This is a genomic window from Collinsella aerofaciens, from assembly GCF_002736145.1.
GTDB lineage: Bacteria > Actinomycetota > Coriobacteriia > Coriobacteriales > Coriobacteriaceae > Collinsella > Collinsella aerofaciens_A.
In genome coordinates this window covers 2176151-2188719 of record NZ_CP024160.1, presented here as the reverse complement: position 1 = coordinate 2188719, position 12569 = coordinate 2176151, and the positions used below count along the sequence as shown (strand labels likewise).

At 61.3% G+C, this 12569-nt stretch carries 11 protein-coding genes; 3 read left to right on the top strand and 8 right to left on the bottom strand.

Annotation, left to right across the window (positions count from 1 at the left end):
• The first annotated feature begins 5 nt into the window (after nucleotides 1-5).
• The gene (locus CSV91_RS09470) at nucleotides 6-845 is read left to right on the top strand and encodes a MerR family transcriptional regulator (RefSeq protein ID WP_232049622.1); all 840 of its coding nucleotides are present in this window, start codon (nucleotides 6-8) and stop codon (nucleotides 843-845) included.
• A 57-nt stretch (nucleotides 846-902) separates the two neighbouring features.
• On the opposite strand, the gene ligA is transcribed toward CSV91_RS09470, so the two are convergent.
• From ligA to CSV91_RS09435, 7 genes are all read right to left on the bottom strand, one after another.
• On the bottom strand, nucleotides 903-3131 hold the full coding sequence (gene ligA / locus CSV91_RS09465; RefSeq protein ID WP_099432672.1) for an NAD-dependent DNA ligase LigA: 2229 nt from the start codon (nucleotides 3129-3131) through the stop codon (nucleotides 903-905).
• A gap of 248 nt (nucleotides 3132-3379) precedes the next feature.
• Nucleotides 3380-4843 (bottom strand): S1C family serine protease, encoded by a 1464-nt coding sequence (locus CSV91_RS09460; RefSeq protein ID WP_099432671.1) that lies wholly within the window; start codon nucleotides 4841-4843, stop codon nucleotides 3380-3382.
• 208 nt (nucleotides 4844-5051) lie between these two features.
• The gene (locus CSV91_RS09455; RefSeq protein ID WP_006234733.1) at nucleotides 5052-5714 is read right to left on the bottom strand and encodes a response regulator transcription factor; all 663 of its coding nucleotides are present in this window, start codon (nucleotides 5712-5714) and stop codon (nucleotides 5052-5054) included.
• Between the two features lie 50 nt (nucleotides 5715-5764).
• On the bottom strand, nucleotides 5765-7102 hold the full coding sequence (locus CSV91_RS09450) for a glutamine synthetase family protein (RefSeq protein ID WP_055286015.1): 1338 nt from the start codon (nucleotides 7100-7102) through the stop codon (nucleotides 5765-5767).
• A gap of 133 nt (nucleotides 7103-7235) precedes the next feature.
• Nucleotides 7236-7607, bottom strand: coding sequence for a HepT-like ribonuclease domain-containing protein (locus CSV91_RS09445; RefSeq protein ID WP_099432670.1), 372 nt, complete (start codon nucleotides 7605-7607; stop codon nucleotides 7236-7238).
• Complete coding sequence (locus CSV91_RS09440; RefSeq protein ID WP_099432669.1) at nucleotides 7594-8088, bottom strand: type II toxin-antitoxin system RelB/DinJ family antitoxin; 495 nt, start codon at nucleotides 8086-8088, stop codon at nucleotides 7594-7596. The genes CSV91_RS09445 and CSV91_RS09440 overlap by 14 nt, the downstream gene beginning before the upstream one ends.
• A 42-nt stretch (nucleotides 8089-8130) precedes the next feature.
• Nucleotides 8131-9153, bottom strand: coding sequence for a LacI family DNA-binding transcriptional regulator (locus CSV91_RS09435; RefSeq protein WP_172622482.1), 1023 nt, complete (start codon nucleotides 9151-9153; stop codon nucleotides 8131-8133).
• 235 nt (nucleotides 9154-9388) lie between these two features.
• Between CSV91_RS09435 and CSV91_RS09430 the strand changes: the two genes are divergently transcribed.
• Both CSV91_RS09430 and eda read left to right on the top strand, forming a co-directional pair.
• On the top strand, nucleotides 9389-10423 hold the full coding sequence (locus tag CSV91_RS09430) for a sugar kinase (RefSeq protein WP_099432667.1): 1035 nt from the start codon (nucleotides 9389-9391) through the stop codon (nucleotides 10421-10423).
• Between the two features lie 253 nt (nucleotides 10424-10676).
• Nucleotides 10677-11318 (top strand): bifunctional 4-hydroxy-2-oxoglutarate aldolase/2-dehydro-3-deoxy-phosphogluconate aldolase, encoded by a 642-nt coding sequence (gene eda, locus CSV91_RS09425; protein ID WP_089573205.1) that lies wholly within the window; start codon nucleotides 10677-10679, stop codon nucleotides 11316-11318.
• 380 nt (nucleotides 11319-11698) lie between these two features.
• Here the strand turns inward: eda and CSV91_RS09420 are convergent, their stop codons facing one another.
• Complete coding sequence (locus CSV91_RS09420; RefSeq protein WP_099432666.1) at nucleotides 11699-12391, bottom strand: GntR family transcriptional regulator; 693 nt, start codon at nucleotides 12389-12391, stop codon at nucleotides 11699-11701.
• Between the last annotated feature and the right edge of the window lie 178 nt (nucleotides 12392-12569).

The window sequence follows — 12569 nt, the reverse complement described above, 5'->3', positions numbered from 1 at the left end:
CCGACATGCCAAGCGAACACACCGAGGGCCTGCTCCGCATTAGCGAGGTGGCGCGCCTGCTCAATTTGAGCGTGGGCACACTGCGTCATTACGAGCAGATGGGGCTGTTAGAGCCGGCATATGTCGATCCGGCGAGTGGGTACCGCTACTACGGATCGCGACAGCTCTCCACCCTCAACACCATCGGCAACCTGCGCGTTCTCGACTTGCCGCTGGCGCAGATTCGCGAGTTTGTCACTACGCGCGATATGGATTTGATGCAACGGCAACTGACCAAGCAACAGGAGTTAATTGAGCACAAGCGGCGTGAGTTGGAGCGCATGTCGCGCAAGATTGACCAGCGACTTGCCTTGCTTCGTGGCGCTTTGAATGCTGATCTCGACACCATTAGCGAAATCGAGGAACCCGAACTTCGCTGCGCCGCGCTGCACGAGCGCGTCAATCCCACCGACGCCTATTCGCTGGGATGGCATATCCGCCAGCTTCAGCAGGGGCAGCACGAAACCTTTGCCTATCTGGGCAATCTGGGTGTGGGTATCGCGCCCGAACGTCTGGCCGCCGGCGACTTTGACGGCTACGACGAGGTCTTTCTGCTGCTCGATGACACCGATGAGTACTTGGGCGATGTTGAGACGCGGCCTGCCGCGCGCTGCCTGACCATAAGCTTCCGCGGCACGCACGGGCAAGCGGGCCCGCGCTATAAACAGCTGCTCGGCTATATGCGCGAGCACAACCTGGCGCCCGCCGGGCCTTCGCGCGAGATCGCCCTTATCGATGACATCATCAGCGATGATCCGGCAACCTACGTAACGCAGATCACGGTGCCGGTTGCCCCAGCAAAGTAAGAACCGCCCGGAAGGCATCGTGCTTCCGGGCGGTTCTTCAATTTGGCTATCGATGCCTTACGCCTCTGGCACCTGACCAGTCGCCAGGATCTGCTCGAGCGCGTCCTCGTCCAGCACAGGTACACCCAGCTGCTCGGCCTTGGTGAGCTTGGAGCCCGCTTTGGGGCCGGCAACCAGATAGCTCGTCTTCTTTGACACACTGCCCGAAACCTTGGCGCCAAGCACCTTGAGCGCCGCGCCCGCCTCGTCGCGGGTGCGGTTGACGAGCGTGCCGGTGAGCACGAAGGTCAGGCCCGCGAGCGGTTGTGCATCGGCGAGCTCGCCCGCTACGCCGGCATCAGCTGCAGCTTGCGCGTGCGCGGCGCCCAAGTCGACCTCGAGCGAAAGACCCGCTTGGCGCAGGCGCTCCAGCACGGCAAGGTTCTCGGGCACGGCCAGGAACTGCTTGACGCTCGCCGCAATCTTGGGACCGATGCCCTCGCACTCGGCGATGCCCTCTTCGCTCGCCAAGATGAGCTTGTCAATCGACAGGAATCGCTCGGCAATGACCTCGCCCACACTCTTGCCCACGTGGCGGATGCCCAGGGCAAACAGCACACGACCGAGCGGCTGGCTCTTGGACTTGTTGAGCTCGGCGATGATTTTTTCGGCCGTCTTGAGACCCACCGGGATGGGGTCGCCCTTCTTGACGCCCTTTTTGCTGTTAGAGCTGGCGTACACGCGGCCCGTGTCCAGTCCGGCGATGTCGTCGACCGTGAGCTGGTAGAAGTCCGCGACATCGTGGATTAGGCCGGCGGCGATCATCTTGTCGACGATTTCGTCGCCCAGGCCGTCCACGTCCATGCAGCCGCGGCTCACCCAGTGGAGCAGGCGCTCCTTGAGCTGTGCGGGGCAGTCGATGGACACGCAGCGGTAGGCCACCTCGCCATCCTCGTGAACCACGGGGCTGCCGCACACGGGGCAAACCTCGGGCATGTGCCAGTCGACCGAATCAGCCGGGCGCTTGTCGAGTACCGGGCCCACGACCTCGGGGATCACGTCGCCTGCCTTGTGCACGATGATAGTGTCGCCCTCGCGCACGTTTTTGCGACGGATCTCGTCGATGTTGTGCAGCGTGGCGCGCGCGATGGTGGAGCCGGCGACCGTCACCGGGTCGAACTCGGCCACCGGCGTGAGCACGCCGGTGCGGCCCACCTGGATGCGGATCTCGCGCAGGACAGTCTGTTTTTCCTCGGGCGGGAACTTAAAGGCGATGGCCCAGCGCGGCGCACGTGCGGTAAAACCTAGGTCGAGCTGCTGCTGGAAGCTGTCGACCTTTACGACCACGCCATCGATGTCGTAATCCAGGTCACCGCGATGCTCGAGGGCCTGGGCGCAGAACTCGTGGACCTCGGCCGGCGTGGCGCAACGAGCCACGTTGGGGTTGACACTAAAACCGGCGCTACGCAGCCAATCGAGGAACTCGCGCTGGCTGTGAACATGCAGCGGGTCGGTATCGGCGATGGCGTAGATAAAGGTAGCCAGGTCGCGGCGCGCCGTGACCTTGGGATCCTTTTGGCGCAGGCTGCCGGCGGCGGCGTTGCGCGGGTTGGCAAAGGGGTCGCGGCCCTCGGCATCGGCCCCGTCGTTCAGGCGCACAAAGCTGCCCTTGGGCATGTAGACCTCGCCACGAACCTCGATGGTACGCTCGCGCTCGGCACCCATGTGGGCGAGCGCCGCCTCGGACAGATGCATGGGCACGTCCTTGATGGTACGGACGTTGAGCGACACGTCCTCGCCCGTGGTGCCGTCACCGCGCGTGGCGGCGCGCACAAAGGTGCCGTTTTGGTAGGTAAGCGCCACGCCCAGACCGTCGATCTTAAGCTCGCAGGTATAGGTGACGCTACCGGCACCGAGCGCGTCCTCGGTGCGCTGGAGCCACGCGTCGAGTTCGTCCAGGTCCATGGCATCGTCCATGGAATACATGCGTGCCATGTGCGTGACCGGCGTAAACTGCTCGCTCACGTATCCGCCCACGCGCTGGGTATAGCTGTCGGGCGTCACCAGGTCGGGATAGGCCGCCTCGATCTCCTGCAGCTCAACGAGCATTTTGTCAAAGGCGGCGTCCGTGATCTCGGGCGCGTCGAGCATGTAGTAGCGATAGGCGTGGTAATCGAGCTCGTGGCGCAACTCAGCCGCGCGCGCGGCGGCCTGGGCATGGGCGTCGGCCGGTGCAGCGGCATCCGCGCTCGCGGGCGTTTCGGTATCGATGTCCACGCCGTCACCAAACAGGCTCGATTGCTCCATAGCGGCACTCCTTCGCTCGATTTCAAACGGATACAAGAGTACCACCGGTCACCATGGCGCCGAATAACCCTTTCGAACCGCACCGAATCGGCAGCCGCCAGACTGGGGTGGATCGCACGATCAAACCATACCCTTTCCATTTCTAAATGATCCGTTTTCCTCCGTCCCCAACGGATCAATAAGAAAAGAGGGGCTGCCCCGCGTTGGCAGGACAGCCCCTCTGGCTTCGGCATGTGCGAAACGGCTCGTTAGAAACCCTGACCGTTGCCCTGACCCTGACCTTGCTGGCCCAGCAGCTCCTCCAGATACTGGCGCAGCTGCTCATCGGTAATACCGCCGTTGCCAGTGTCGGTTGCGCTGTCGTTCTGCTGCTGGTTCTGCAGTTCCTCGTCGGAGCCCAGCTCGACCGTGACCTTCTTCTCGTCCTTGCCGCGCATGAGCGTGATCTCGACCTTCTCGCCCACCTCGTGGCTGCGCAGCGCGATGATCAGGCCATCGGCGCTCGAAATCTCATCGTCGCCCAGCTTGGTGATGACGTCGCCCTCCTGAATGCCGGCCTTGGCGGCGGGACCGTCCTCGACGACGCTTGCCACGTACGCGCCGCTATCGGTGCTCAGCTTGTTGGTGCGGGCGTTGAGCGCATTGACGCTCGAAAGCGTAGCGCCCATGTACGGATGCACCGGCGTCTTGCCGTCGATGATCTGGTCGGCAATGTTCTTGGCGTAGTTAACCGGAATGGCAAAGCCCACGCCCGAGCTGGAGCCCGAGTAGCTCTCGATAAGCGAGTTGATACCCACAAGCTCGCCGTTGTCGTTAACGAGCGCGCCGCCGGAGTTGCCCGGGTTGATGGCGGCATCGGTCTGGATCATGTTGGCATAGATGGTGTTACCGCTGGTAGAGCTCATGGCCGTGGAGCGGTAGAGCGCCGAGACGATACCGGTAGAGACAGACTGCTCGTTGCCAAACGGCGAACCAATCGCCATGACCCACTCGCCCACGTTGAGCTTGGAGGAGTCACCGATCTCGATCGGCGTGAGCTTGGAGGCGTCGGCGTCCTTGAGCTTGATGACGGCCAGGTCGCTCGAGGCATCGTTGCCCACGAACTCGGCCTCGTAGGTGGTGCCGTCGTCCATGGTCACCACGTACTGGTCATAGCCATCGACCACGTGGTTGTTGGTGAGGATGTGGCCCTCGGTATCGAGCACCACGCCCGAACCGACGCTGCCCGAGTTGTCCGACTCGTCGGCAGACTGCGAAAGCGAGCCATTCTGGCCGCCGCTCGAAGTGGCGGTAATGGAAACCACGGAGGGCAGGGCCTTGGCAGAAACGGCCTCGGCAAGTGTGGTGTCCTCGGAGTCGATCGTGATCTTTTGCGTCGACGAACCCGAAGCACCCGCCGTCACGGCATTCTTGCCGCCGCCAATGTTGAGCGTGCCGCTCATAATGAGCGCAATGACCAGCAGGGCGCCGCAGGCACAGCCGGCGAGTGCCGTAATGAAGATCGGCAGCTTTTTGGTCTTGGTCTTGACCACCGTGTGCTTGTTTACAACCTGCTGACCGCCCAGCGGCTGGCCGGTCTGTGTGTCGTAGGCCTGCACGTAAGGAATGTTGTTGCCATCGGCAGGCGTCGACTCCACCTGCACACGCGGCTGCTGTTGGGTCTCGCCGGCGTTGCCCGCATCCTGGGGACGCTGGGAATCGTACTCGCTCATAGCTGCGATCCTTTCGTCAAATAACCAAAGGCCCGCCAAACATGTGGCGGGCCATCATTGTTCACGTTGAGTTGTACCCCAATATGCGGGCGTACGTGTACGAGAACGCAATCTTTTAGGAAGGCTTAAGTTCTGCTGCAAACTCGAAAGGAACCCGCACCTGCGTCAAAACCACCACAAAGGTGCCTGTCCCCTTTGTGGTGGAAATCTAGTCCTTAAACAGATAGCCCACGCCGCGGACGGTGGTGATGTGTGCCGCGATCTGCGGGCCCACCTTGGAGCGGATGCGTCGAATGTGCACGTCGACGGTGCGCGTGCCGCCGCAGTACTCAAAGCCCCACACGCGGTGCAGCAGCACTTCGCGGCTGTAGGCACGGTTGGGGTGCGTCGCCAAAAAGCTCAGCAGCGAGTACTCCATCAGCGTCAGGTCGATGGGCTCGTTATCGAGCGTCACCTGGTAGGTAGCCAAGTTGATCTCGAGGTTATCGATGTTGAGCACATCGTCGGCGGTGACGGTCTCCTCCTCGCCCATCAGGCGCTGCGCGCGAGCCTTGAGCTCGTTGGGCGTCGCCGTGGGGCACACAAAGTCGGCATGCGCGTGATTGGGCAGGCGCAAGGTGCCGAGCGCCTCGTCGTCAACGATCACCAGCATGGGAACGCCGCCGCGGTCGTCAAGCCACTTGGCAATCTGATCGATGCGGTCGCTGCGGATGCCATCGGAATCGAGGATCAGCAGGTCAAAGTCGTGCGCCGCAGTCGGCGAATCGGGAGTGGCCAGACTCACCTCGACACCCAGGGTGGTCGTCAAGCTGCGGGCAAACTCGTGGAAGCGCGTCGTGCGCGCCATGAACAGGGCACTCTTTTCGGACATATCGGCCTCCAAAGAAATGAGCTCAATCGTACTGGAACAAGCCAGCGCGATTAGGAGTTCGCCAGGTAGTGCTTGATCTCCCACTCGGTGATCGTAGACTCAAACTTATGCCACTCGTCGCGCTTCTTTTTGAGGAAGAAGCTGTGGATGTGCTCGCCGAGGGCATCCTTCATAAACTGCGAGTCCTCAAACACGTCGAGCGCCTCTTTGAGCGAGCGCGGCAGCGGCGTGTAGCCGGCCTCGACCATCTGACGGTCGGTAAGCTTGAGCGTCTCGGCCGTGGCCTCGGGCGGGAGCTCCAGCTTGCGCTCGATACCGTCGAGACCAGCCGCCAGCGTGACGGCGTTGACCAGGTACGGATTGGCCATGGGATCGGGACTGCGCAGCTCGATGCGCGTGGACAGCTGCTTGCCGGGCTTGTAGACCGGAATGCGGACCATACTCGCGCGGTTGCGCAGGCCCCACGTGGCGTACTGCGGCACGGAGTCGCCACCCGTGGTGATGCGCTTGTACGAGTTGACCGTGGGGTTGGTGATGGCGCTGATCTCGCGCGCGTGCGCCAAGATGCCGGCCATGTAGTGCTTGGCGATATCGGAGAGGTGGTACTTCTCGTCGTCCTCGCCCCAAAAGACGTTGTTGCCGTCATGGTCGAACAGCGACTGGCACAGGAACATAGCGCTGCCGTCCTCGCCCGCCAGCGGCTTGGGCATAAAGGAGGCATGGCAACCGCTCTCGTAAGCCTGCTGCTTAATGATGAGCTTGGCCGTGGTGATGGCGTCGGACATGCTCAGGGCCTCGGCATGGCGCAGGCTCATACCGTGCTGCGAGCGGCCGGCGGCGTGGAAGGTGTACTCCACGGGCACGGACATCTTCTCGAGCGTGAGGACCGTGTTACGGCGCAGGTCGCGAGCGGCATCGCTCACCGAAAGATCGAAGTAGCCCACGTTGTCGAGCGGCTCGGGGGTGTGCTCGTCGGGGAAGTAGTAATACTCCAGCTCGGCACCCACGTTGAGCAGATAGCCGGCCTTCTCGGCCTTGCGGAACATGCGGCGCAGGGCATCGCGCGGGTCGCCGGCAAACGGCTTGCGATCGGGAGTGCACACGTCGCAGAACACGCGGGCGACGCCGTTGTGGCTCGGGCGCCACGGCAGGATCTGGAAGGTCGAAGCATCGGGGAACGCCAGCATGTCGGCTTCCTCGGGCGTGGCAAAGCCCTCGATGGCGGAGCCGTCAAAGCCAATACCCTCCTCAAAAGCGACCTCGAGGTCCTCGGGGCTAATGGCAAAGTTCTTGAGGCGGCCGAGAATGTCGACAAACCACAGACGCACAAAGCGGATGTCACGCTGCTCTACAGAGCGGAGTACGTAATCGATGTTCTGCTGGTTCATGTCGCTCCCCTTTCTTTCGGGCGGGTTTCGACTGGTCTATATCGCAGATACTATCGCAGAAAAATGTTTCCGCAGGGTTAAAGCGTATCAAGCGCTCAAAAAACGTGTGCGAACAGGCGGGTATGACAAGTAACTATCGCTCGGATTCGGAGACAATTTGCCTACAGGCTCGTTCCGGCGCCGGAAACTCCATCGTCACTGCATCCCAAACAACCGATCGGTCGACATTGCCGTAATCATGCGCGAGGTAATTTCTCATGCCGATAATTCCACGCCACTCAATTTCGGGATGAAGCCGCTGCGAGCGTTCCGACAACTTGCCCGCTTCTTCCGTCACCCTAAGCGCGCACATCAAAAGGGAGTCCGCCAACGCCCTCGTCCGCACGTCATTCGCATGCAGAAACTGGTCCTCGGTGATATCAAAAGCCTTGATGCGCTCGTTCGTTTCAGCGATGGCCTCCAAGACCTCTTGGGCGCGGAGGCCGTCTGACTTACGCGCGATCATAAATGATCACTCCTTCGCGCTCGATTACCGCGGCAAGATCGTCATCAAGATCGTCACTCGAAACGAGGTCGACCTGCCTCCCGGTTTCTTTGCGCACCGCCTCACCAAACGCCGACAACGCGAAAAGACCAAAGCCCTGCTCGCGATCAACTTCGAGACGTAAGTCGATATCGCTATCGGCACGCGCTTCGCCACGGGCATACGAACCAAAAAGAATCACGGTTTTGATGGCGGGAATCGAGCTGGCTGCCTCGCGGACGGCGGACTCAATCTGGGCAGTATCCAAAATGCCCGCCGCGACGCTTTCGCTCGCAGAGCTTTTACCGAGTGAAGGAACAAACGGCAGTGAGCGCTCGCGCAGCATCTGTCTCATAAACATATTGACCGCAACAGACGAAGTCATGCCAAGTTCTTCGCACAGCTCGGCAAATGAATCTTTAATTGACGAGTCCACTCGCACACTCAACACAGACGCAGCCATGGATACCTCCTGTATGATATTGTCTATATATTATCACACAGACTAGCGCGAGGTCGAAGCGCGGTGTTCGATGTGGCCGGGGATCTCGATGCGCTTGGGGGCGAGCTTTGCGGCATCGCCCACCGTAGTGGTAACAACGTCGATACGCTCGGACAGGCGCTCGACCACGCGCTCGGCAATGGTGAGGGTGTCCTGCGCGGCCGTGGTCACACCGCCAAAGAGCACGTGGTTCCAGGGATAGTCGTCAAACGTTGCGATCTTGAGACCCGCCGGCAACGAAGGTCCCAACTGTGCCAGCGCCTCGGTCAGGCGCAGGAAGACCAGGCCGTTGACGGCAATGAGGCCGAGCTTTTTACCCGCATAGCCGCGGATGGTCTCGTCCAGGCGACTGACACCCGTGGCGCCACCGTCGGCCAGGGTGACGACCTCGCCCGCAAGACCGCGGCGCGAAAGCTCGTCGGCAAAGGACTCGGCGCGCTCGCGACGCACGGGGCTGTCATCGCTTGCCTCGGTGAGCAGGCACAGGCGCTCGCTGCCCGCGACAGCCAAGGCGTCTACCAGGCCGGCAACCAGCTCACGGTTGTTGGAGGTCACCAGATCGATGCCACCGTCGGCAACATCGCGGTCGAGCAGCACAACGGGCAGGCGCCCCGCGGCCGCGGCGATCGCCTTGTCGTTGCCTCCGCAGGTATTGACGACCAGGCCGTCCACACCGGCATCGATAAGTCTGGTGAGCGACTCTGCCTCCTTGGCGGGGTCGTTGCCACTAATGGCCGTCATAAGCGAGCAGCCGCGCGCGGCGGCACTGGCGGAAAGTCCTTCGAGCATGGCACTGGAGAACGGGTTGGCGATGTCGGCCAGAATCACGCCGATGAGGTTGGTGCGTGAGCTGCGCAGATTGCGCGCGGCAGCACGTGGGCGATAGCCGGTGCGCTCGATAACCGCCGCGATGCGAGCACGGGTTTCCTCGGTCATTTGCCCGGGGCGGTTGTTGAGATAGCGCGAGACCGTGGCCGGGCTCACGCCCGCCTCGGCGGCAATGTCCTTGATTCTCATCTGCGCCATAGCGCACCCCGTTTCCCAATTGTCGGCAGTCTGGGCCATTTTAGGCATTTTTTTAAAAATCTCGCTTGCAAAACGCTGTAGGTGAGTATACTACAACTCGAAACGAAACCGATTTCGTAAACCGATTTCGGCAAGCGTTGGCACGGAGGTGCAAAGATGCACCCTACCGTCTTGGCACCTCCGTGCCAACGCCATATCAAAGGTATACGCACGAGTAAGAAGGAGCTGCGCGACCATGGGTAAAACGGTTCTTACCTTCGGCGAGATCATGATGAGGCTCTCGCCCAAAGACCATCTGCGCATTGAGCAGGCGACCGAGTTTGACGTCCGCTACGGCGGTGCCGAGGCCAACACCGCGCTTTCCCTGGCCTATCAGGGCGACAAGGCCGCTTACGTCTCCGTTGTCCCGGCCAACCGTCTGGGCGAGTGCGCCCTGCGTTCGCTGAAGGTCTACGACGTCGATACCACACGCGTCGTGCGCCAGGGCGACCGTCTCGGCTCCTATGTGTTTGAGGTCGGCGCCTCGCAGCGCGGCAACGGCTGCGTTTACGACCGCAAGTACTCTGCCATCAACATGGCCAAGCGCGACGTCTTTGACTGGGATGAGATCCTCAAGGGTGTCGATGTCTTCTACTTCTCCGGCGTGACGCCCGCCGTCTCCGACGAGATGGCCGCCGCCTGCAAGGATGCCCTCACCGCCTGCCGCGCAAAAGGCATCACCACCGTGTGCGACGTGAACTATCGCGGCAAGATGTGGTCGCCCGAGAAGTCGCAGACCACCATGAAGGAACTCTTGCCGCTCGTTGACATCTGCATTGCCAACGACGAGGACGCGCCTGCCGGCCTCGGCATGACCTGCGTCTCCGGCTCCCTTGCCCACGGCATCGAGGAGCGCGACACCTACGTCGAGATGGCCCGTCAGATCTGCGCCGAGTACGGTTGCAAGAAGGTCGCCTCGGTCGTCCGCAACATCTCCTGCGTCGAGCGCTCCATCTGGATGGGCATGTTCTATGACGCCGAGAGCGGCGAGCACTGGTTCTCCCCTGCTCACGACGTGCACGTGCTCGAGGGCGTTGCCGCCGGCGACGCTTTTAACGCCGGCCTCGTCCATGCCCTCATCAACGACTTTGCCCCGCAGGACGCCGTCAACTACGCCATCGCGGCCTCGATCCTCAAGCTCACCATCAAGGGCGATTCCAACCTGGTGACCGCAGACGAGATCGCAGCCGTGGCATTCGCCGCCGACGGTGGCACTCGCGTCGCGCGCTAAGCCGTCCCCATTCCGCGGGCCGCAGCTTTCCATACCCATACCCCTGCGGCCCGCTCCCCGATTTCTCCGGTCGGGCAAAGCCACCAGTCCCATTCCGGTTTTGTCTGGCATTCCCTACACGACTGGTTGCGAAGCCGGTTTTGGAATTGCTTGGACCCCAAGCAGTGCCTCCGATAACCAATCCAAAATCGGCTCCCGACCAGCACATTTGGCAATCATGCGCCTATGCGCGCCACACATCGAAAGGAACATCATGTTCGATCAGTTCTATACCACGCTTGAGTCCCTGGGCATCGTGCCGGTCGTCGTGCTCGACAAGGTCGAAGACGCCGCTCCGCTCGCCCACGCCCTTATGGCAGCTGGCATGAAGTCCGCCGAGGTCACCTTCCGCACCGCCTGCGCCGCCGAGTGCATCGCCGCCATGGCCGAGGCCGAGCCCGAGATGTGCGTCGGCGCTGGCACCGTCCTGACTGTCGAACAGGTTGAGCAGGCCCGCGCCGCCGGTGCCAAGTTCATCGTCTCGCCGGGTTACAACGAGGACGTCGTGAAGCACTGCATCGACATCGACCTGCCCGTCCTTCCCGGCACCGTGACCCCCTCCGAGGTTACCGCCGCCGAGAACCTGGGCCTCAAGGTCACCAAGTTCTTCCCCGCGGCTCAGTATGGTGGCCTGAACACCATCAAGGCCCTCGCCGCTCCGTTTGTCGGCCATCGCTTTATGCCCACCGGCGGCGTGAGCACTGCCAATGTCGAGGAGTACCTGAGCTCCTCCGCCATCATCGCCTGCGGTGGCACCTGGATGGTCAAGCCCGCCCTGTTCGCCGATGGCGATTTCTCCAAGGTCGAGCAGATTGCCCGCGAGGCCATGGACGTCGTCAAGAAGGTCCGCGGCTAGGTTTAGCTCTCTATCGTGAAAGGGGGCGTGCCCTAGACCTCGCCCCCTTTCTCTTAAAGCGGCTCGGAAGCGCGCCGTTTCCGTCACGAACAAGAACCAAAAACCGTCTTGTATGCTGATAGAACGTGACGGAAGCGACACGCCCCCGAGCCGCTTTGCTTTCCCGGTCAATCAACCGACTCAACATAATCCAGTCCACCAAAACAGCTGCGGCACCGTCTGGAGGAATGGACCCTTGCTTCCAGTCTTTTCCTCCAAGCGGCGCCGCAGCTTTTTCATGCCCCGATTGCACCCCCGCACTTGCGGTGAAATACGGACTGCTTACGCCGCCAAAGCCGCAAAACAATCCCTATTTCACCGCAACTAATGTAGGGGGCGAGTTAGATGGCCGAGTCTTTGGACAGCTCAAAATAGTCGGGATGTAAGGCGATAACCGGACCCTGCTCCTCGGGCATTAGATGCAAATGCGTCTCTGCCAGATAGCTCGCCGCGTCGGTATCGCCCCTCTTAATGGCCTCGAGAATCCGGCGATGCTGTCGACGAATCGGCTCCCAATCCAGATCCTGCGACACCATACGCAACCAGTTGTATCGCTCGAAATGCGTGTTGATGCTCTTCATCCAATCCCACAACATGTGGCGACCGGCAATCACAAAACATGTCTCATGAAACAGGTTATCCAGGTCAAAGAAACGACGCGTTTCACGATGATCGAGTGACTCGGACTCGGCAAGAATCTGCTCGAGCCGATGCTTTTGCTCGGGCGTGGCGGCAGAGCAGCATTTAATGAGCACGCTTCTCTCGAGTTTCTCGCGCAAGAAACAGGCGTTCTCGGCGCGTTCCATGCTGATCTTAGAGACGTAGGTGCCGCTTTTGGGACGCGTTTCCACCAGCTCTTGCTCGCGCAGGCGCACAAAGGACTCGCGAATGGGCGTGCGCCCGATTCCCGTCTCCTTTTCCAGACCAATCGCCGAAAGGCGCGTGCCGGGCTTGAGCTCGGCATAGATGATCTTGGAGCGCAATGCGTTGTATGCCTGATCTTGCAGGCTCTGATAATGCTGGTGTTGTTCCATAAAGCCCTCGGATGAAGCCCACGTTTTTTTGAATATCACCACGCTATACTATCGCATCCCCCATCCCCACAGTTGCGGTGAAATAAGGGCCGCTGACACCCATGCACAACTTAGGTGGCTTTGACGTGACCAGACGTGACCACCGCTATCTCGGCGCTGATCTTAGGCAACGTCGCCG